General features: G+C 57.2%; 15 protein-coding genes and 1 riboswitch. Of the genes, 8 read left to right on the top strand and 7 right to left on the bottom strand.

Annotated features, from left to right (window positions below):
* Nucleotides 1-10: 10 nt before the first annotated feature.
* The 3 genes from edd to iclR all read right to left on the bottom strand — a co-directional run bounded on the left by edd (nucleotide 11) and on the right by iclR (nucleotide 3,347).
* Nucleotides 11-1,831 (bottom strand): phosphogluconate dehydratase, encoded by a 1,821-nt coding sequence (gene edd, locus AC1UKS_RS20805; RefSeq protein WP_482435100.1) that lies wholly within the window; start codon nucleotides 1,829-1,831, stop codon nucleotides 11-13.
* Nucleotides 1,828-2,367: a gluconokinase gene (gene gntK, locus AC1UKS_RS20800; protein ID WP_013200324.1), complete on the bottom strand. Its 540-nt coding sequence runs from the start codon at nucleotides 2,365-2,367 to the stop codon at nucleotides 1,828-1,830. Before gntK ends, edd begins: the two co-directional genes overlap by 4 nt.
* Nucleotides 2,368-2,513: 146 nt before the next feature.
* On the bottom strand, nucleotides 2,514-3,347 hold the full coding sequence (gene iclR, locus AC1UKS_RS20795) for a glyoxylate bypass operon transcriptional repressor IclR (RefSeq protein ID WP_482435097.1): 834 nt from the start codon (nucleotides 3,345-3,347) through the stop codon (nucleotides 2,514-2,516).
* Between the two features lie 244 nt (nucleotides 3,348-3,591).
* On the opposite strand from iclR, the gene metH reads away from it, so the two are divergent.
* Nucleotides 3,592-7,227 (top strand): methionine synthase, encoded by a 3,636-nt coding sequence (metH, locus tag AC1UKS_RS20790; RefSeq protein WP_482437067.1) that lies wholly within the window; start codon nucleotides 3,592-3,594, stop codon nucleotides 7,225-7,227.
* On the opposite strand, the gene AC1UKS_RS20785 is transcribed toward metH, so the two are convergent.
* Nucleotides 7,224-7,976 (bottom strand): UTRA domain-containing protein, encoded by a 753-nt coding sequence (locus AC1UKS_RS20785; RefSeq protein WP_265911628.1) that lies wholly within the window; start codon nucleotides 7,974-7,976, stop codon nucleotides 7,224-7,226. The two genes, metH and AC1UKS_RS20785, sit on opposite strands and share 4 nt — an antisense overlap.
* A gap of 208 nt (nucleotides 7,977-8,184) precedes the next feature.
* Here AC1UKS_RS20785 and AC1UKS_RS20780 point away from each other — a divergent pair, with 208 nt between their 5' ends.
* From AC1UKS_RS20780 to AC1UKS_RS20755, 6 genes are all read left to right on the top strand, one after another.
* Complete coding sequence (locus tag AC1UKS_RS20780; RefSeq protein WP_482435095.1) at nucleotides 8,185-9,246, top strand: ABC transporter substrate-binding protein; 1,062 nt, start codon at nucleotides 8,185-8,187, stop codon at nucleotides 9,244-9,246.
* Between the two features lie 9 nt (nucleotides 9,247-9,255).
* Complete coding sequence (locus tag AC1UKS_RS20775; protein ID WP_482435093.1) at nucleotides 9,256-10,071, top strand: alkaline phosphatase family protein; 816 nt, start codon at nucleotides 9,256-9,258, stop codon at nucleotides 10,069-10,071.
* Complete coding sequence (locus tag AC1UKS_RS20770; protein ID WP_482437065.1) at nucleotides 10,071-10,910, top strand: ABC transporter permease; 840 nt, start codon at nucleotides 10,071-10,073, stop codon at nucleotides 10,908-10,910. Before AC1UKS_RS20775 ends, AC1UKS_RS20770 begins: the two co-directional genes overlap by 1 nt.
* Nucleotides 10,911-10,922: 12 nt before the next feature.
* Nucleotides 10,923-11,708, top strand: a complete 786-nt coding sequence (locus AC1UKS_RS20765) for an ABC transporter permease (RefSeq protein ID WP_482435092.1) — start codon at nucleotides 10,923-10,925, stop codon at nucleotides 11,706-11,708.
* Nucleotides 11,709-11,710: 2 nt separating this feature from the next.
* Nucleotides 11,711-12,703 (top strand): ABC transporter ATP-binding protein, encoded by a 993-nt coding sequence (locus AC1UKS_RS20760; RefSeq protein WP_265911626.1) that lies wholly within the window; start codon nucleotides 11,711-11,713, stop codon nucleotides 12,701-12,703.
* Between the two features lie 126 nt (nucleotides 12,704-12,829).
* Nucleotides 12,830-14,455: a Na/Pi cotransporter family protein gene (locus tag AC1UKS_RS20755; RefSeq protein ID WP_134823222.1), complete on the top strand. Its 1,626-nt coding sequence runs from the start codon at nucleotides 12,830-12,832 to the stop codon at nucleotides 14,453-14,455.
* 36 nt (nucleotides 14,456-14,491) lie between these two features.
* Here the strand turns inward: AC1UKS_RS20755 and panS are convergent, their stop codons facing one another.
* The 3 genes from panS to AC1UKS_RS20740 form a co-directional block, all read right to left on the bottom strand.
* Nucleotides 14,492-15,409, bottom strand: a complete 918-nt coding sequence (panS, locus tag AC1UKS_RS20750; RefSeq protein WP_482435091.1) for a ketopantoate/pantoate/pantothenate transporter PanS — start codon at nucleotides 15,407-15,409, stop codon at nucleotides 14,492-14,494.
* A gap of 59 nt (nucleotides 15,410-15,468) precedes the next feature.
* The gene (gene lysC, locus AC1UKS_RS20745) at nucleotides 15,469-16,821 is read right to left on the bottom strand and encodes a lysine-sensitive aspartokinase 3 (RefSeq protein ID WP_265911623.1); all 1,353 of its coding nucleotides are present in this window, start codon (nucleotides 16,819-16,821) and stop codon (nucleotides 15,469-15,471) included.
* A 97-nt stretch (nucleotides 16,822-16,918) separates the two neighbouring features.
* Nucleotides 16,919-17,162, bottom strand: a riboswitch (Lysine riboswitch).
* Nucleotides 17,163-17,214: 52 nt separating this feature from the next.
* A complete protein-coding gene (locus AC1UKS_RS20740) occupies nucleotides 17,215-19,020 on the bottom strand; it encodes a cation:proton antiporter (protein ID WP_265911622.1) in 1,806 nt (601 codons plus the stop codon).
* A 219-nt stretch (nucleotides 19,021-19,239) separates the two neighbouring features.
* Here AC1UKS_RS20740 and pgi point away from each other — a divergent pair, with 219 nt between their 5' ends.
* Nucleotides 19,240-20,889: a glucose-6-phosphate isomerase gene (pgi, locus tag AC1UKS_RS20735; RefSeq protein WP_482435090.1), complete on the top strand. Its 1,650-nt coding sequence runs from the start codon at nucleotides 19,240-19,242 to the stop codon at nucleotides 20,887-20,889.
* Nucleotides 20,890-21,190 lie beyond the last annotated feature (301 nt).

The raw sequence follows: 21,190 nt of genomic DNA, 5'->3' as shown, positions 1-21,190 counted from the left end.
ATGTTCTCCGTTAAAATTTAATGCAGCAGGCGCCCTGTTCGGCACCGGAAAGCTGACTACGCAACGCGCCAAATAATTCGCGCCCGGAGCCGATATGTTCAGCGCTTAAATCAGGCTGATAAGCAATTCGGTCATGCAGAACCTGCGGATCAACCTGCAGTTCCAGCTCGCCGGTGCGGCCATTGACCCGAATGATGTCCCCGTTTTGCACTTTCGCCAGCAGCCCGCCGGTGTAGGCTTCAGGCGTCACATGGATGGCGGAAGGGACCTTGCCAGATGCGCCAGATAAGCGACCATCGGTGACCAGCGCCACCTTAAAGCCGCGATCCATCAATACGCCGAGCGGTGGCATCAGCTTATGCAGCTCCGGCATGCCGTTGGCCTGTGGGCCCTGGAAACGCACCACCACCACACAATCTTGGTTTAGATCACCGGCTTCGAAGGCGGGTAGCACGTCGTGCTGGCTTTCAAACACCACCGCAGGTGCGGTAATGATCTGGTTATCCGCCGGCACGGCAGAGGTTTTCATCACTGCGCGGCCCAGATTTCCCTGCAGCACCTTGGTGCCGCCATGCTGCTCGAAAGGCTGCGCAACCCTGGCAATCACCTTGTCATCAAGTGAAACTTCCGGGCCATCCCGCCATGCCAACTGGCCGTTTTCCAGCCACGGCTCCTGGGTATAACGCTGCAAGCCAAAACCGGCCACGGTATGCACATCTTCATGCAGCAGGCCGTGCGCGAGCAGTTCCCGCACCAGCAGCGCCACGCCGCCGGAGGCCTGGAACTGATTAATGTCGGCCGGGCCATTGGGATAGATTCGGCAAAGCAGCGGAATAGCTTCGGAAAGGTCGGAGAAATCATCCCAGTTAATCTGTATTCCCGCCGCGCGGGCCATTGCCACCATATGCATGGTCAGGTTAGTGGATCCCCCGGTCGCCAGCAGCGCCACAATCCCGTTCACCACCACTTTTTCATCAACCAGTTTGCCTAATGGCAGATAGTTGCCGGACATCTCGGTCAGACGGGTGACCTGGCGAGCCGCGGCATCGGTCAGCGCATCGCGCAGTGGCGTATCAGGATGGATAAATGATGAACCTGGCAGATGCATACCCATCACCTCCATCACCATCTGGTTGGTGTTCGCGGTGCCGTAGAAGGTGCAGGTGCCAATGCCGTGATAGGAGGCGGCTTCCGCTTCCAGCAGCGCATGGCGATCGGCTTTTCCTTCGGCATACAGCTGGCGAACGCGGACCTTTTCTTTATTGGGCAGCCCGCTGCTCATTGGGCCGGCGGGAATGAATAGCGCCGGAAGATGACCAAACGACAGGGCGGACATCACCAGACCGGGTATGATTTTGTCGCAAATACCGAGAAACAGCGCGCCATCAAACATATTGTGCGACAGGCCGACCGCTGAAGACATGGCGATGATATCGCGGCTCATCAGCGACAGCTCCATACCGTCCTGACCTTGCGTCACGCCGTCGCACATCGCGGGCACGCCGCCCGCCACCTGACCCACGGCACCGACCTGATTCAGGGCGCGACGAATTTTATCCGGGTAGACCTCGTAAGGCTGGTGGGCCGAGAGCATATCGTTGTAGGCGGTAATGATGGCGATATTGCTGCGCACCATATTTTTCAGCGAGGCCTTATCGTCTGGCTGGCAGGTGGCAAAGCCATGGGCAAGGTTGCCGCAGGCCAGCTTGGCACGCTGCACGGTTTTGGATCGGGCAGCGTCGATACGCTTCAGATAGGCGGTGCGGGTAGCAGCCGAGCGATCGATAATGCGCTGTGTGACGCGGGCAATGGCGGGGTGAACGCTGTTCATGCGCAGGCTTCCTGTGGCTGGAAGAGCTGGATATGCTCAACCGTGGCGGCAATCACCTGCTCCAGCGGCTGATTGATGTCGATGATTTTGACGTCACTCTCTTCGACGCCCGGCTGTTCCAGCGCGGCAAACTGACTGACCAGCATCTGGGTTTTGAAGAAATGCCCGCTGCGGGCGGCCAGGCGCGCTTCAATCACCGGGAAATCGCCATGCAGATAGACAAACGACAGGTTGCTGTTACCGGCGCGCAGACGGTCGCGATACTGCTTTTTCAGCGCGGAGCAGACGATAATCGACACGCTATTGGTGCGTTGCATGGCAAAGGCGGCATTGTTTAGCGCCGTCAGCCACGGCGCGCGGTCGCCGTCATTTAACGCTTCGCCTGAGGCCATTTTCTGAATGTTATCGCGGGGATGCAGGAAATCGCCATCCAGCATGCCTGCAGAGAGCTGGCGGGCGACGCTTGCCGCCACGGCGGATTTTCCGCTGCCGGAAACCCCCATGATGACGTAAATTCTGTGGTGTTGATTGCTCATAGCTCAGCTCCAAAATTGCAAAGGCACGACGTTCGCTGGCGTTGTTACCGGTAACATCTTTCCTTAGCATTGTTGGGGGAATGCGCTGAGGACGCAATCAGAACAGCGGGGAATCGGCGGTAATTGTGATCTGGTTCAAATTTTACTTAGCGCGCGCCGCCGTATTCGCGGGTGATCTCTTTCGCGGCTTTTATCACCAGCGCACCCAGCTCGGTCACCCGGTCATCGGTCACTCTGGAAATCGGGCCTGAAATCGAAATTGCGGCAAACGGTTCGTGGTGCTCGTCATAAATGCAGGCCGCCACGCAGCGCAGGCCCAGCGCATGTTCTTCATCATCGAAGGAGAAGCCCACTTTGCGTACCTGCGCGAGGTTCTCTTTTAAGCTGTGCGGCGACATCAGGGTTTTTGGCGTGTAGTAATGTAAGCCCTGACGGTGCAGCAGCTCGCTGACCTGCGCATCATTCAGATTGGCGAGGAACGCTTTGCCCGCGCCGGAAGCGTGCATCGGCAACTTGCCGCCAATCGGCGCGGACATCCGCATCAGCTGCGTACACTGCACCTGGTCAATAATCACCGCCTGGCGATCGCTCAGGTCCAGCACCGCCAGATTGACGGTTTCGCCGGAGTCTTCCATCAGCTGGCGCAGCATCGGATGGACCAGCGCCAGCAGATTGCGGCTCTGTAAAAAGCTGCTGCCCACCACAAAGGCATGCGCACCGATGGTCCACAATCCCAGATCGCCCACCTGGCGAACAAAGCCCTGCTGCTGCATGGTGGTCAGCAGGCGGTGCGTGGTGGAATTGGGCAAGCCAGCCTGCTGTGCCAGCTCGGTTAACGCCACGCTGCCGTGCGAATCAGCGATAAATTCCAAAAGCTTCAGGCCACGGGTCAGTGACTGAACCTGTCCGGCTGGTTGGGCGGGCTGAGCAGCAGCCGCGCGGGGTTTTTTACCGCGTTTAACCACGACGGGGGTCGCCATATCTGACTCCTTAATTTTCACCATGTGGAAATCATTTTCGTTTTATTGGTTAATAATGCAACGTGAGCTTTACTGGTCGGAGGTGTTAGCACTTTGCCTGAAAATGTCTCAGCGTCGATTTCTTTTACCCGCTCAAAAGTTGTGCCAGTATGTTCAGCTGGCCGTGTTGCCAGTGGGTAGAGTTGAAGGGGCGAGAGTGAGCAACAGAATTGAAGCACTGCGGCAGCAGCTGGCAAAACGTATCATGCTGCTTGATGGCGGTATGGGCACCATGATCCAGAGTTATAAGCTGGACGAGGCCGATTTTCGCGGTCAGCGTTTTGCCGACTGGCAAAGCGATCTTAAAGGAAACAATGACCTGCTGGTGCTGACCCGCCCGGACATTATCAGCGAGATCCACCACGCTTATCTGGAAGCGGGTGCCGATATTCTGGAAACCAACACCTTCAACTCCACCACCATCGCCATGGCGGATTACCATATGGCGTCGCTGTCGGCAGAAATAAACTTTGCTGCCGCCAAACTGGCACGCGCCGCCGCCGATGAATGGACCGCGCGCACGCCGGATCGCCCGCGCTACGTGGCGGGCGTGCTCGGCCCGACCAACCGCACCTGCTCAATATCGCCAGACGTCAACGATCCGGCTTTCCGCAACGTGACCTTCAATCAGCTGGTGGACGCCTACCGCGAATCCACCCGCGCGCTGGTTGAAGGCGGTTGCGACATCATCATGATCGAAACCGTTTTCGACACCCTGAATGCCAAAGCCGCCATCTTTGCCGTAGAAAGCGAATTTGAAGCGCTGGGCATTACGCTGCCGCTGATGATTTCCGGCACCATTACCGATGCGTCCGGCCGTACGCTGTCTGGCCAGACGACGGAAGCCTTCTATAACTCACTGCGTCATGCGAAGCCGCTCTCCTTTGGCCTGAACTGTGCGCTGGGTCCGGACGAGCTGCGTCAGTACGTGGCCGAACTTTCGCGCATAGCCGAAGGCTACGTCACCGCCCATCCTAACGCCGGTTTACCGAATGCCTTCGGTGAATACGATCTGGATGCAAAGATCATGGCGGAGCAGATCGGCGAATGGGCGCAGTCTGGCTTCCTGAACATTGTCGGCGGCTGCTGTGGCACCACGCCTGAGCATATTGCGGCAATGGCGAAAGTGATTGAAGGCGTTGCGCCGCGTGCGCTGCCTGAGTTGCCGGTCGCCTGTCGCCTGGCGGGCCTTGAGCCGCTGACCATCAGCGCCGACTCGCTGTTTGTGAACGTCGGCGAACGCACTAACGTCACCGGCTCAGCCAAATTCAAGCGTCTAATTAAAGAAGATAAATATAACGAAGCGCTGGAAGTTGCGCTGCAGCAGGTACAAAGCGGCGCGCAGATTATTGATATCAATATGGACGAAGGGATGCTGGATGCGGAGGCGGCGATGGTGCGCTTCCTCAATCTGATCGCCGGCGAGCCGGATATTGCCCGCGTGCCGATCATGATCGACTCCTCAAAATGGGAGGTGATTGAAAAAGGCCTGCAGTGCATCCAGGGCAAGGGCATCGTTAACTCGATCTCGATGAAAGAGGGCGTCGACGCCTTTAAGCATCACGCCAGGCTGGTGCGCCGTTATGGTGCCGCGATGGTGGTGATGGCCTTTGACGAAATCGGTCAGGCGGACACCCGCGAACGTAAAATCGAGATCTGCCGTCGGGCCTACACGATCCTGACCGAAGAGGTCGGTTTCCCGCCAGAAGACATCATTTTCGACCCAAATATCTTCGCGGTAGCGACCGGGATTGAAGAGCATAACAACTACGCCATGGACTTTATTGGCGCTTGTGAAGACATCAAGCGCGAGCTGCCGCACGCGATGATTTCCGGCGGCGTCTCGAACGTTTCCTTCTCCTTCCGCGGCAACGAACCGGTGCGTGAAGCCATCCACGCGGTGTTCCTGTATTACGCCATCCGTAACGGTATGGATATGGGCATCGTTAACGCCGGTCAGCTGGCGATTTACGACGATCTGGACGACGACCTGCGTCATGCGGTGGAAGACGTGGTGCTTAACCGCACCGATCAGGGAACCGAGCGTCTGCTGGAGATTGCCGAAAAATACCGTGGCACCAAATCCGACGAAGGCAGCACCAAACCGCAGGCCGAATGGCGTAACTGGGAAGTTGAAAAACGCCTTGAGTACTCGCTGGTTAAGGGCATTACCGAATTTATTGAAGAAGATACCGAAGCCGCCCGCCAGAATGCCAGCCGCCCGATCGAAGTGATTGAAGGGCCGTTAATGGCCGGGATGAACGTGGTCGGCGACCTGTTTGGCGAAGGCAAAATGTTCCTGCCGCAGGTGGTGAAATCGGCGCGCGTGATGAAGCAGGCGGTGGCCTATCTCGAACCCTATATCGAAGCCAGCAAAGAGAAGGGCAGCACCAACGGTAAAATCGTGCTGGCGACGGTGAAGGGCGATGTGCATGACATCGGCAAAAACATTGTCGGCGTGGTTTTGCAGTGTAATAACTATGAAATCATCGACCTGGGCGTGATGGTGCCAAGCGATAAAATCCTTAAAACCGCCCGCGAACACAACGCGGATATCATCGGCCTGTCCGGGTTGATCACCCCCTCGCTGGATGAAATGGTCAACGTGGCGAAAGAGATGGAGCGTCAGGGTTTTACCGTGCCGCTGCTGATCGGTGGGGCGACCACCTCCAAAGCGCATACCGCGGTGAAAATCGAACAGAATTACAGTGGTCCGGTTGTCTATGTGCAAAACGCCTCGCGTACCGTTGGCGTGGTCTCGGCCTTGTTGTCCGCGGCCCAGCGCGATGACTTTGTTGCCCGCACGCGTAAAGAGTACGACACGGTGCGTATTCAGCATGGGCGCAAGAAGCCGCGGACACCGCCGGTCAGCCTGCAGGTTGCCAGGGACAACGATCTGCCTTTTGACTGGGCAACCTACACGCCACCCGTAGCCCACAGGCTGGGTGTAAGCGAAGTAAGTGCTAACATCGAAACCCTGCGACATTACATCGACTGGACGCCATTCTTTATGACCTGGTCGCTGGCGGGTAAATATCCGCGCATTTTAGAAGATGACGTGGTCGGTGAAGAGGCCAGACGCCTGTTAGCGGATGCCAACGCGATGCTGGATGACCTGAGCGCGAAAAAATCCCTGACTCCGCGTGGCGTGGTGGGGATTTTCCCGGCTAACCGCGTGGATGACGATATTGAAATCTATGAGGACGAGTCGCGCAGCCATGTTTTGCAAGTGAGTCATCACTTACGTCAGCAGACAGAAAAGACGGGCTTCCCGAACTATTGCCTCGCCGATTTTGTCGCGCCGAAGTCCAGCGGTAAGGCCGATTACCTGGGTGCCTTTGCCGTCACCGGCGGGCTGGAAGAAGATGCGCTGGCCGACGCGTTTGATGCGCAACATGATGACTACAACAAAATAATGGTAAAGGCTCTGTCAGACCGTCTGGCCGAAGGGTTTGCTGAATACCTGCATGAGCGGGTGCGTAAGGTGATTTGGGGCTTTGCCGCCACGGAAAACCTGAGTAATGAAGAGCTGATCCGCGAGAACTATCAGGGCATCCGTCCGGCGCCGGGTTATCCGGCCTGCCCGGAACACACCGAGAAAGAGACTATCTGGAAGCTACTGGACGTGGAGAAGCACACCGGGATGAAGCTGACCGAATCCTTCGCCATGTGGCCAGGCGCGGCGGTATCAGGCTGGTACTTCAGCCATCCGGACAGCAAGTACTTCGCGGTGGCCCAGTTGCAGCGCGATCAGATTGAAGACTACGCCCGCCGTAAAGGCATGGCGGTCAGCGACGTTGAACGCTGGCTGGCACCGAATTTAGGCTACGACGCAGACTAACCTTCCTCTTCAGGGCAAGCCGGCTGTCGGCTGGTTTGCTCTGCTTCTCTGACCTGTACGTCAATATATAGTGCGTCATAGCGCCAGTATTCGTAGTCACAGTCGATGATGCGATCGTGCTGATCGCGGTTAACGCGGGTGATAAACAGCGCGGGACTGCCTGATGCCACTTTCAGCGCCGGTGCGGCAAAGGTTGGCAATGGCGCGGGTAACATGGTGAAACCCACGCGGCCGTAATTGATGCCGTACTCTTCCTGATACAGGTGGGTCAACGAACGGGTGAGATCAAAGCTCAGCAGCTCAGGGAAATACTGCGGATTCAGGTAGTGCTCGACGTACAGCACCGCGCGGCCATCAATCCGCCGCAGCCGCTGGATGCGATACACCTCCTCGCCTTCGTTCATGCCCAGCTGCCGGGCCAGTCCGGTGCTGGCCTGGACGCGTTGCGCATCCAGCACCTCCGTTTGGGCTTTTCGGCCCTGTTGCTCAGCCATCGCATGGAAGTGGCTGCGCAGCAGCGGATCGTAAGCCAGCCGGGGAGGCGCGATAAACCAGCCGCGGCGCAGTTCACGGTAAATCATTCCCTGAAACTCTAACTGGCCCAGCGCCTCGCGCAGGGTGATGCGTGTGGTGGAGAACTGCTCGCTCAGACTACGCTCCGACGGCAGGCGTCCGCTGGCCGCAAAATCACCGCTGGCGATGCGCGCGGCCAGCGTCTGGCAAATGACATCTACAGTTAACGCTTTCATCACATCAAAGCCTCAATTTGGTGCGAAGCTGCACATAAACAGAACAATCTTCGCGCAGTTCCTTCATTCCAATGCTATCAGAGATGTTGGACTAGTCCACAGCCCACAAGGCCCTGACATAAAACTGTCATATCGCCAGGCTAGATTGGCTCGGATCTTGCTGGACTAGTCCAGAAGGCCACTCAACTTATCATCTGGAGCAGCAGTTATGAAATCTTTGTTCGCATCTGTGTTAGCCAGCGCCATCTTCCTTGCCCTTCCGGCCGCCCACGCCGCCGAGTCCGACCTTGCTGCACTGGAGAAAGCCGCGAAAGCGGAAGGTCAGGTGAACAGTGTCGGTATGCCTGACAGCTGGGCTAACTGGAAAGGCACCTGGGCCGATATCAGCAGCAAATACGGTATCAAGCACAGCGATACCGACATGTCCTCTGCTCAGGAACTGGCGAAATTTGCCGCTGAAAAGAGCAATGCCACCGCCGATATCGGAGACGTCGGCGCCGCGTTCGGCCCGGTTGCCGTGCAGAAAGGCCTGGCGCAACCCTACAAACCCAGCACCTGGGATCAGGTTCCTGCCTGGGCAAAAGACAAAGAGGGTAACTGGGCGCTGGCCTATACCGGCACCATCGCCTTTATCGTCAACAAAGATCAGGTTAAAGACATCCCGCACAGCTGGGCTGACCTGAAAAAAGGCAAATACGTTGTGACCATTGGTGACGTTGGCGTTGCGGCGCAGGCAGCGAACGGCGTGCTGGCAGCCGCCTATGCAATGGGCGGTAGCGAGAAAGATCTGAAGCCGGCGTTGAGCTTCTTCAGTGACCTGGCGAAAGAAGGCCGTCTGGGCGTGACCGATCCGGTGATTGCCAACATTGAGAAGGGTGAAATCCAGGTTGCCGTGGTCTGGGACTTTAATGGCCTGAACTACCGCGATCAGATTGATAAGAGCAAGTTCGAAGTGGTTATCCCGTCTGACGGCTCAATCACTTCTGGCTACACCACCATCATCAATAAATACGCTAAGCACCCGAACGCCGCCAAGCTGACGCGCGAATATATCTTCTCCGATGCCGGTCAGATCAACCTGGCACGTGGCTATGCCCGTCCAATCCGTGCAGAGCATCTGACGCTGCCAGCGGATGTGCAGGCGAAATTGCTGCCTAACACGGAGTACAAAAATGCGCACCCGATTGCCGATCCTGAAGCCTGGGATAAAGCATCAAAAATGCTGCCGCGTCTGTGGCAGGAAAACGTCATTGTTAACATGAAGCAATAAGGATTCGGGATGAAAACGATTCTGGTAGTGCTGGACGGCCTGAGTTATGAAGTGGCGCAACATGCCATGGGGTATCTGTTTGCGGAATGCGCGCAGGGGAACGGGCAGTTCTACCAGATGACCTGCGAGCTTCCGTCGCTCTCACGTCCTTTGTACGAATGCATCCTCACCGGCGTGCCACCGGTGAAAAGCGGCATTATTCACAACGGTGTCAGCCGTCTGAGCAAAGAGCGCAGTATTTTCCATTATGCGCGCGATGCCGGGCTGACAACGGCGGCCGCGGCCTATCACTGGGTCAGCGAACTCTACAATCGCTCCCCGTGGCAGGCCGCCCGCGATCGCCACACTGAAGATGCCTCGTTGCCGATTCAGTACGGCCACTTTTACTCTGACGACGGCTATCCGGACTCACACCTGTTCGAGGATGCGGAAAGCCTGCGCCTGCGCTTCAACCCTGACTTCCTGCTGATCCACCCGATGAACATCGACGATGCCGGACATAAGTTTGGCCTCTCCACGGCGCAATACCGCAACCGCGCCCGCATGGCCGATGGCTATCTGTCGCACTGGATGCCGGGCTGGCTGGAGGAAGGCTATCAGGTGGTGGTCACCGCCGATCACGGCATGAATGACGACCGCAGCCACGGCGGGATCCTGCCGGAAGAAACGCAGGTGCCGCTGTTTGTCTTCGGCAGCGCCTTCTCGTTACAGAAAGACGCCGCGCCGTTGCAGACCGAACTGTGCGGCACGCTGTGCGACATCCTGGGCATCGATCACGATAAGCCGGTATGCCCGGAGCTGCTGAACACCCAGGAGAACGCATGATGAAAGGCAAAGGAATAGCGCTGCTGTGCCTGCTGCCCTTCGCGCTGTTCTATATCGCTTTTCAGATCGCGCCGTTAGTGTGGATCGCGATTAACAGCTTCTACAGCGAGATGAACGAAGCCTGGGGCTGGGGAAATTACCGCGATATTTTCACCTCGACCTTTTATCAGCAGGCAATCCGCTTCTCGCTGGATATTTCGATCTGGTCGAGCGTGTATGGCTTGCTGATCGCGCTGGTGGGCGGCTATTCCCTGCATCAGTTGGGCAGCGGCAAGCTGCACCGCTTCTTTATGTCGTTTACCAATATGACCAGTAACTTCGCCGGGGTGCCGCTGGCGTTTGCCTTTGTGATCCTGCTGGGTCTGAACGGCTGCCTGACGCTGCTGATGCGCAAATATGGCCTGCTGGAGGGATTCAAACTCTACTCTACCGACGGCCTGATCGTGGTTTACACCTGGTTCCAAATCCCGCTGGGGCTGCTGCTGCTGTATCCCGCCTTTGACGGGCTGAAGAAGGACTGGGAAGAGTCCGCCGCGTTGCTCGGCGCCAGCCGCATGCGTTACTGGCTGCATATCGGATTGCCGATCCTGACGCCGGCGCTGCTCGGCACCTTTGTGATCCTGCTGGCGAATGCCCTCGGCGCTTACGCCACCATTTATGCCCTGACCACCGGAAACTTTAACGTGATCCCGGTGCGCATAGCAGCACTGGTTTCGGGCGATATCTCGCTCGATCCGAATATGGGCAGTGCGCTGGCGATGGTGCTGGTAGCGCTGATGTCGGTGATCACCGTGGTTCATCAGTGGCTGGTGCGTCGCAGCTACCATAACGCGCGTTAACGGAGGCGATTCATGTCGAAACTGGAAACTGTCTGGCACCGGATCGTTGTCTGGCTGGTGTTCCTGATCCTGGCATTGCCGCTGGTGGCGACGCTGTTTTATGCGCTGGCGACCAGCTGGGGCGCAACCATCCTGCCGGATGGCTTGACCTTTAAATGGATGATCCAGCTGTGGAGCGATCCGCGCTTCCTGGTGGCGCTGGGGCATTCGCTGCTGATCTGCTTCGGTGCGCTGATCTTCTCGCTGGTGCTGGTGTTGCCGACGATGTTTGTGATCGCCTACTACTTCCCGAAACTCGATGCGGTGATGAACATTCTGATCCTGATGCCGTTTGCGGTGCCGCCGGTGGTTTCGTCGGTCGGCTTGCTGCAGCTCTATTCCGAACCGCCGCTGATGTTGACCGGCACGCCGTGGATCCTGATCGGCTGTTACTTCACTATCGCGCTGCCGTTTATCTACCGGGCGATTTCCAACAACATGCAGGCGATCAATATGCGCGAGCTGATTGATGCTGCCAATCTGCTGGGTGCCAGCACCTGGCAGGCGGCCCTGCTGGTGGTTCTGCCGAACCTGCGCAAAGGCGCGCTGATTGCCGTGCTGCTCTCTTTCTCATTTTTGATTGGCGAATTCGTCTTTGCCAACATGCTGGTCGGCACTCGCTATGAAACGTTGCAGGTCTACCTCTACAACGTGCGCAATGCCAGCGGTCACTTCAGCAGTGCGCTGGTGATCTCCTATTTCTTTGTTGTGCTGCTGGTGACCTGGCTGGCGAATGCCCTGAACCGCGAGAGAGGCTGAAGATGTCTTATTTACACGTCACGCAACTGAACAAGAGCTACGGACCGACGACGATTTTTCAGGACATTGATTTCACCGCCAGCGAAGGAGAGTTTGTTACCCTCTTGGGCCCAAGCGGCTGCGGTAAATCGACGCTGCTGCGTTGTCTGGCCGGCCTGACCTCGGTCGACAGCGGGCAAATTCTGCTTCAGGGCCAGGACATCGTGCCGCTGACCCCGCAAAAACGCTCGATTGGCATGGTGTTCCAGAGCTATGCGTTGTTCCCGAATATGACCGTCGAACGCAACGTCGCCTTTGGCCTGAAAATGCAGAAATGCACCCCCGCCGAGATTCAGCGTCGGGTCGGTGAAGTGCTGGAATTGGTGGAGCTGAATGACTACGCCAAACGCTATCCGCATCAGCTTTCCGGGGGGCAATGTCAGCGTGTCGCGCTGGCCCGTTCGTTAGTGACCCGGCCGCGCCTGTTGCTGCTGGATGAACCGCTGTCCGCGCTGGATGCGCGCATTCGTCGCCATCTGCGCGACCAGATCCGCCGCATCCAGAAAGAGCTCAATCTCACCACCCTGTTTGTCACCCACGATCAGGAAGAGGCGCTGACGCTTTCTGACCGCATCGTGCTGATGAACAAAGGCAAAATTGTGCAGAATGGCAACGCCGAATCGCTCTACACCCAGCCGGTAAATCTGTTTGCCGCCGGTTTTATTGGTAACTATAACCTGCTGAGTGCCGAACAGGCTTCGCGCCTGACCGGCGAGACCTTCAGCAGCCAGGTGGCGTTGCGTCCAGAATCGGTGGCCTTCTGCGCCCCGGAACAGGGGATCCCGGCTGAAATCCTCAGCCACAGCCTGCTGGGAAACGTCATCCGTTACCGCGTAAAAGCGCGTGAGGTTGAGCTTTTTGTCGATGTCCTCAACCGTTCGGTGGCGGATCTGCATGCGGCGGGCCATCAGGTTGGCCTGCATCTGGATAAGCTTACGCTGCGGGAAGTGGCCTGATTTTGCGCATATATCACGCTGATTAAACTGATTTTTTCAGTAACTCGACTAAACTTACTGCGGTAAGCCGGGCGGAGAAATCCGCTCTGAGTCTGTTTAGTTTGAGAAGTTGTGAGGTCGATATCGGTGTTAACCCTGCTTAATTTGCTTTCTGCTGTCGCGTTGCTGATCTGGGGAACGCACATTGTCCGTACCGGCATTATGCGTGTCTATGGCGCGGATTTACGCCGCGTGCTCAGCCGCAGCGTGTCAAAAAAACCAATGGCCTTTGTCGCCGGGATTGGCGTGACCGCGCTGGTCCAGAGCAGCAATGCCACCACCTTATTGGTCACGTCGTTTGTGGCACAGGAGCTGGTCGGGCTGACGCCTGCGCTGGTGATTATCCTCGGTGCCGACGTCGGAACTGCGCTGATGGCGCGGATCCTGACCTTTGATCTCTCCTGGCTGTCGCCGCTGTTTATCTTCTTTGGCGTGGTATTTTTCCTCGGGCGCAAACAAACGCGCGCCGGGCAGCTTGGCCGCGCCAGTATTGGCCTTGGGCTGATCCTGCTGGCGCTGCAGCTGATCGTGGCCGCAGCGACGCCAATCACCCAGGCCTCTGGCGTGAAGGTGCTGTTCTCCTCGCTGACCGGCGACGTGATGCTGGATGCGCTGATTGGTGCCGTCTTTGCCATCATCAGTTACTCCAGCCTCGCGGCGGTGCTGATCACCGCCACGCTGACGGCGACCGGCGTTATCTCGTTCAAGGTGGCGCTGTGCCTGGTGATCGGTGCCAATCTGGGCAGCGGATTGCTGGCGATGCTCAATAACAGCGGCTCGAATGCCGCCGGAAAACGCGTGGCCCTCGGCAGTCTGATCTTTAAATTTATCGGTTCGCTGCTGGTGCTGCCGTTTATCGATCTGCTGGCAGAGTGGCTGCAAAAATTGCCGGTGAACGACGAAGAACTGGTGATCTTCTTCCATGTTTTCTACAACCTGATCCGCTGCCTGATTATGGTGCCGTTCGCCGATGCCATGGCCCGGTTGTGTACTGCGTTAATCCGCGATGAGCCGGAAACCGATCTGCGCCTGAAACCCCGTCATCTGGACGCCAGCGCGCTGGATACGCCGGCGCTGGCACTGGCCAATGCCTCGCGCGAGACACTGCGCATGGGCGATGTGCTGGAGCAGATGCTGGCCACCTTCAGCAAAGTGGTGCATGGCGAACTGCGGGAAGAGCGTGAAATCCGCAAGCTGGATGATGATGTGGATGTGCTGTACACCGCGATCAAACTCTATCTGGCGCAGATGCCGAAAGAGGATCTGCCCGAGGAAGATTCGCGCCGCTGGGCTGAAATCATCGAGATGGCGTTAAACCTGGAGATGGCGGGCGATATTCTGGAGAGGATGAGTGGCGATGTGGCTGACAAATCGCTGACCGCGCGCCGCGCCTTCTCTGAAGAGGGGATGAAAGAGCTGGATGCGCTGATAGAACAGCTTTCCGGCAATCTGCGGCTGGGCCTGTCGGTATTTTTGTCGCAGGACGTGACCAGCGCCAAGCGCCTGCGCCGCTCAAAGCACCGTTTCCGCATTACTAACCGCCGTTACTCCCACAAGCATGTGAATCGCCTGCATCAGCATAACGTGCAGAGTATCGAAACCAGCTCACTGCATCTGGGATTGTTGGGGGATATGAAGCGGTTGAATTCGCTGTTCTGTGCCGTGGCGTATAACGTGCTTGAACAACCGGATGATGACAGGGACGACGACTGAGGAAACGTCCCCCGCCTGGCGGCGGGGGAAACAGGCTTATTTCTTTTTAATCGGCTTGCCGGACCAGTAACCGGCCAGCAGTGAACCGGACAGGTTGTGCCAGACCGAGAACAGCGCGCCCGGCAGTGCCGCCAGTGGCGAGAAGTACAGCTTGCCTAACGTGGCCGCCAGGCCCGAGTTCTGCATACCCACTTCCAGCGCCAGCGTACGGCAGGTAGATTCATCAAAGCCAAACAGCCTCCCGCCCCAGTAACCGCCTAACAAACCAATGGCGTTATGCAGGATCACCGCAGCAATCACCACCAGGCCCACCGAGCCGATAAAGCCCTGACTGCCGGCAACCACGGCACTGATAATCAGCAAAATACAGACCATCGAGAAGGCCGGCAGGTACGGCTCAACGCGCTTCACCAGACCGTTCATGGTGTGGTGAACAATCAGGCCAATGCCGATCGGCACCACCACTATCTTCACGATGCTCAGCAGCATACCGACCACATCGACCTGAATATGGGTATCGACATACAGCTTGGTCAGCAGTGGCGTGGCGAACACGCCAACCAGCGCCGAGACGGAGGAGATGGTAACAGAAAGGGCCACATCGCCTTTCGCCAGGTAAATCATCACGTTGGATGCCGTACCGCTGGCCACGCTGCCCACCAGGATCATCCCCGCAGACAGGTCAGGCGGCATATGGAATAATTTTGCAAGGCCCCATGCCGCGAGCGGCATCACCAGATAATGCAGGAAGGTCCCGGCAATCACCGGCGCAGGGCGGGTCAGTACACGTTTAAAATCACCGATATTGAGCGTCACGCCCATGCCGAACATGATCAGCATCAGCAGATACGTCACCCACGGACCAATCGCGAGAAAGGTGGTCGGGGAGTAATAGGCGGCAACAGAGAGCAGGACTGCCCATAACGGGAACAGTCGGGTAACAAAGGCGAGCATAGCCAGACTTCCTTTTTTCCAATGGCAAAAAAAACCGGGCCAGGCCCGGTTTAGTATAACTATTCAAACAGATTGTGATGAAGCGTCTGCACCACCTGCTCGGCATCACTGCCGGGCACCAGGAAGCACAGGTTATAGCTGCTGGCGCCATAACAGATCAGGCGAAGGTTAAACGGCTCAAGCACGCCAAACACTTCTTTGCCCACGCCACAGGCCTGCGACAGTTTGTTGCCGATGATCGCCACCAGTGCCAGATTCTCTTCGACTTCCACCCGACACAGGGAAGAGAGTTCGGTCAGCAACGCCTGGGTTAACAGGCTGTCCCCGGTCGAGGTTGAGCCGGTGGTGTCCAGCGTCAGCGCGATGCTTACTTCGGAGGTGGTGATCAGATCCACCGAAATATTGTGGCGCGCCAGGATGGTGAACACTTCCACCAGGAAGCCGCGTGAGTGCAGCATGTTCAGGCTATGCAGGGTCAGCAACGTCTGTTTACGGCGCAGCGCCAGCGCGCGGAACAGCGGTGGGTTCTGCGTTTCGTTGCAGACACGCGTGCCGCCGGCTGCAGGATCCTTGCTCGAGCCCACAAACACCGGGATATCGCTGCGGACTGCAGGCAGCAACGTGGCCGGGTGCAGAACCTTGGCGCCGAAGGTGGCCATTTCGGCCGCTTCTTCGAAGGTGATCTCATCAATGCGTTTGGCAGTCGGCACCACGCGCGGATCGGTGGTGTAAATCCCCGGTACATCAGTCCAGATATCGATGCGGCTGGCATGCAGCGCCTCGCCTAACAGCGCCGCGGTGTAATCACTGCCGCCACGACCAAGGGTAGTGGTGCGGCCTTTGGCTTCGCTACCAATAAAGCCTTGCGTGACGATCAGCGCTTCCGCCAGCTTCGGCGCGAGTTGCGTTTGCGTCAGTTCGGCAAGCAGGGCGACATCGGGCTCTGCACGGCCAAAGCGATCGTCAGTGCGCATCACCTTGCGCACGTCAAACCACTGCGAGGTGACATTACGCTGGCGCAGCACTTCAACGAATAACAGCGAGGAGAGCAGTTCACCGTGGCTGACCAGTTCATCGGTCAGCGCAGTCGAGGTCGCCAGGGAGGCCGCCTCAGACAGCATGGTGATGTTTTCCAGCACGCGGTCCACTTCGTCGCGGATCACTTCGGGCTGCGATAACTGGTCGACGATGGCGTACTGGATACGGCGGATCTCATCGAGCTGGTAAGCCCGCTGCTCCTGCTCCTGGCCTTCAGCCAGAGAAACCAGCAGGTTAGTCACACCCGCAGAGGCGGAAAGGACCACCAGACGCGTGTTGGGATCGGCCAGCACCACATCGGCGCTGCGGTTCATGGCAGTAAAATCGGCAACGCTGGTGCCGCCAAATTTGGCCACGATCAGGGATTGGGACATAGTTGTTGACATACCTCGTGTCAGGATAAGTTTCCATCAGCTTGGCACAAGGGAGGAGCAGAAACGGGGCAGACGTAGAAAAGGGATGAACTACGAATCACCCAGAAGCGCCCCACCTTGTATACCTACCGGGTCTGACGTCGCCTGTAACTGCGCCAAAACGGTAAATATTGATCGCCCGGTTTACGAACGATGCTGGTGACAACCCAGAGGATTCAGCCCCTGCGGTCGATACGCTCCCTTCCGCGGGGAGAGTACCTCGGCGTCGCACCCCATGATGTGTTTTCTGCGGATTCGGTTCCTCCAACACACTGCCTGGGCGACGCGCCTCTTCTGGCTTGCGCATCAGATGCGCAACAAGCGGACTACAAATATCGGTTTATGGCGCTGCTGTCAATCTCTGCCGTCTGAGGAATTTTCATTTTGCACCAGCGCAATCAGGGTACAGGGCAGCGCGGGCGTCTCTTCACCCTGCACTGGACTCAGAATGCCGGCCTCATTTTGCACAAACAATGGGATCACGCCCTGGTTTTTCTCGAGGTATTCCAGCCAGCCAAAATTCTCGTTCAGTCGGGTTGCTTTAATGATCGCGCCCTGTGACAGCAGGCTGCTCAGGCGGGCATAAGTCTGCTCATGACCGAACAGCACTTCATGGCGGCGAAAGCGCGGGCTTTCACTGTCACGCTTCGCGCGCAGCGCTGCACCGGAGCGGATCGCGGCGACCTTTTTCTCGCCAAACAGATGGCTGAAGTGGTACACCGCCAGCGCATTCTGGTGGCGGTTGGGCGACAGCGCCAGAACCTGCGAGGTTTCGCTCAGATCGAGGAAGTTCTCCGCATGTTCCGACCAGGCATTACCATAGTAGGCCGGGATCCCCTCCATGCGGGCGAGGCGATAGTATTCCCAGCTGCTGTCGGTCACCTGTACCGGGATATCCAGTTTCTTCAGCGCCGCCGCCAGGGTTCTGGCCACGCTGTTGGCGCCAATAATCAGCACGCCGCGCGGCTCACGCTGCTGCACCTTAAGCATTCTCGCCAGCAGCGAGCTGGTCAGGCTTTGCAGCACCACGGTGCCGATAATCACCGCGAACACCACGGTAACCAGCTTGTCTGCGCCAGCAAAGCCGGTTTTTGCAAGCGTCAGCGCAAACAGCGAGCTGACCGCCGCCGCCACAATGCCGCGTGGCGAAATCCAGCTCAGCATCAGCCTGTCCCGCATCGGCAGTGACGATCCCCAGGTCGAGACGGCAATACAGAGCGGACGGGCAACAAACTGCACAATCAGCAGCACCGCCACTAACGGCCAGCCCATCGACAGCAGCGCCAGCAAATCCAGTCGCGCCGCCAGAATGATAAACAGCCCTGAGATCAGCAGCGCGGATAACTCTTCCTTGAAGGCGATGATCTCGGTCAGATCGACATCGCGCATATTGGCCAGCCAAATCCCCATCACCGTGACCGTCAGCAGCCCCGATTCATCCGCCAGCGCGTTCGACAGGCCAAAGGCGGTCAGCATCACCGCCAGCACCGCGAAGTTCTGCAGATAGCCCGGCAGCCAGACCCGCTTCAGGGCCACGCCCAGTAGCCAGCCAAATACCACGCCGGCAATCAGGCCCACCGCGGCTGTCTGGCCTAAGGTCCAGAACAAGTGCGTTAACGATTCAGCTTTCTGACGCAGCACAATGAATTCAAACACCAGAAGCGTGAAGATAGCGCCGACCGGATCGATGACGATACCTTCCCAGCGTAAAACCTGGTTAATGGCTTTATTTGGCCGAACCACGCGCATCAACGGCGCGATCACCGTTGGGCCGGTCACCACGGTGACGGAACCGACTAACGCCGCCAGCTCGGGCGGGAAATCCAGTAACGCCCAGCAGGCGACGCTGATCACCAGGAAGGTGATTAACATGCCGACGGTAACCAGATTGCGGACCACGTTGCCCAACCCACGAATTTCATCGAAGCGAAGCGTTAACGCACCTTCGAACAAAATGATGGCAACAGAAAGTGAGACAAAGGGGAACAGCAGGGTGCCAAACAGCGCATCTGGCTGCAAAACATGACACAACGGCCCCAGGACAATGCCGAAAACGAGCAGGGGCAAAATGGCGGGTAGCCGTAGCAACCAGGCCAGCCACTGGGCTACCAGCGAACTTAATCCAATGATAACCAACAGCAGTGGGGCGGATAACTCCATAAAATTTTTCCTTTCGACAGCAAGAATAGTCATACTGAAACGCTGAGCGGGCAAGCTGACCGCCGACTGAATTATAAATAGCCCCGGACAAAAAGGTGGGAAAATCCTGCCTTTATGATAGTTGCAACCTGTTGCAGGAAGAGGGAAGCCGAAACGGCACCTCGGGTAACATGGCGTCCGGTCTGATTTACGGTTCTTAAATAAAAAGAGTGTGTTGTTATGAAAAATATCAATCCGACACAAACTGCTGCCTGGCAGGCGCTGCAGCAGCATTTTGAAGAGATGAAAGACGTTCAGATCTCAGAGTTGTTTGCGAAAGACAGCAATCGCTTTGCGACCTTCTCTGCCACCTTCGACGATCTGATGCTGGTGGACTTCTCCAAAAACCGCATCACCAGTGACACCCTCGCAAAACTGCAGGCTCTTGCTAAAGAGACCGATCTGCAGGGCGCTATTAAGTCGATGTTCTCCGGCGAAAAAATCAACCGCACTGAAGATCGTGCCGTGCTGCATGTTGCTCTGCGCAACCGCAGCAACACGCCGATCGTGGTCGACGGTAAAGACGTGATGCCGGAAGTGAACGCGGTGCTGGAGAAGATGAAATCCTTCTCTGAACGCATCATTAGCGGCGACTGGAAAGGCTACACCGGCAAGCCCATGACCGACGTGGTGAACATTGGTATCGGCGGTTCTGACCTGGGGCCATTTATGGTCACCGAGGCGCTGCGCCCGTACAAGAATCACCTGAATATGCACTTTGTGTCCAACGTTGATGGCACGCATATCGCGGAAACCGTGAAGGATCTGGATCCTGAAACCACCCTGTTCCTGGTGGCGTCAAAAACCTTCACCACTCAGGAAACCATGACCAACGCCCACAGCGCGCGTGACTGGTTCCTGAAAACCGCTGGCGATGAGCAGCACGTTGCGAAGCACTTTGCTGCGCTCTCAACCAACGGTAAAGCGGTCGGTGAGTTCGGGATTGATACCGACAACATGTTCGAATTCTGGGACTGGGTTGGCGGACGTTATTCACTGTGGTCGGCGATTGGCCTGTCGATCATTCTGTCGGTCGGTTTCGACAACTTTGAGAAGCTGCTCAGTGGCGCACACGCCATGGACAAACACTTCTCTACCACACCCGCAGAGCAGAACCTGCCGGTGATCCTGGCGCTGATCGGCATCTGGTATAACAACTTCTTCGGTGCTGAAACCGAAGCGATCCTGCCGTATGACCAGTACATGCACCGTTTCTCTGCCTATTTCCAGCAGGGTAACATGGAGTCGAACGGCAAGAACGTTGACCGTAACGGCGCACCGGTCTCTTATGAAACCGGCCCAATCATCTGGGGCGAACCGGGCACCAACGGTCAGCACGCGTTCTATCAGCTGATCCACCAGGGCACCAAGCTGGTTCCTTGCGACTTTATCGCCCCTGCCATCACCCACAACAAGTTGGGCGATCACCATGCCAAGCTGTTGTCGAACTTCTTTGCACAGACTGAAGCGCTGGCGTTTGGTAAGTCACGCGATGTGGTCGAGAAAGAGTTCACCGACGCAGGTAAAGATGCGCAGTCGGTCGAGCACATCGTGCCGTACAAAGTGTTTGAAGGTAACCGCCCAACCAACTCCATCCTGCTGCGTGATATCACGCCGTTCAGCCTGGGTGCGTTGATTGCGCTGTACGAACACAAAATCTTCACTCAGGGCGCGATCCTCAACATCTTCACCTTCGATCAGTGGGGCGTTGAGCTTGGCAAACAGCTGGCTAACCGTATCCTGCCAGAACTGTCGGGTAGCGAGCCGATCAGCAGCCACGACAGTTCAACTAACGGACTGATTAACCGTTATAAAAACTGGCGCGGCTAAGCGGCGTGTAGCCGTTAACCGTCCTGCATAAAGGGGCTGGTGCGAATGCGCCAGCCCTTTGTTTTTTCAGCTATCTCACCCGGCATCAGGACCGCCTTTAGCTACTTTTGGACCTGGTTGACATCACCCTGTTTTCTGCACGATCCCAGCATGCCACCGCTGAGCGCGGAAGCCAGGCGACTACGAGTGCTGAAATACCCCCAAAGATGAATAAAGTCAGCGTTATGAGGCTGAGGATATTCCTAAAATTACCCATTATTGTCTGAATTCCGCCAAGATAAATCCTAAAGCCATAGCGCCC

This window comes from Erwinia sp. AK-PDG3-5 (genome assembly GCF_056821705.1).
This window is presented reverse-complemented; position numbering and strand designations above follow the sequence as displayed.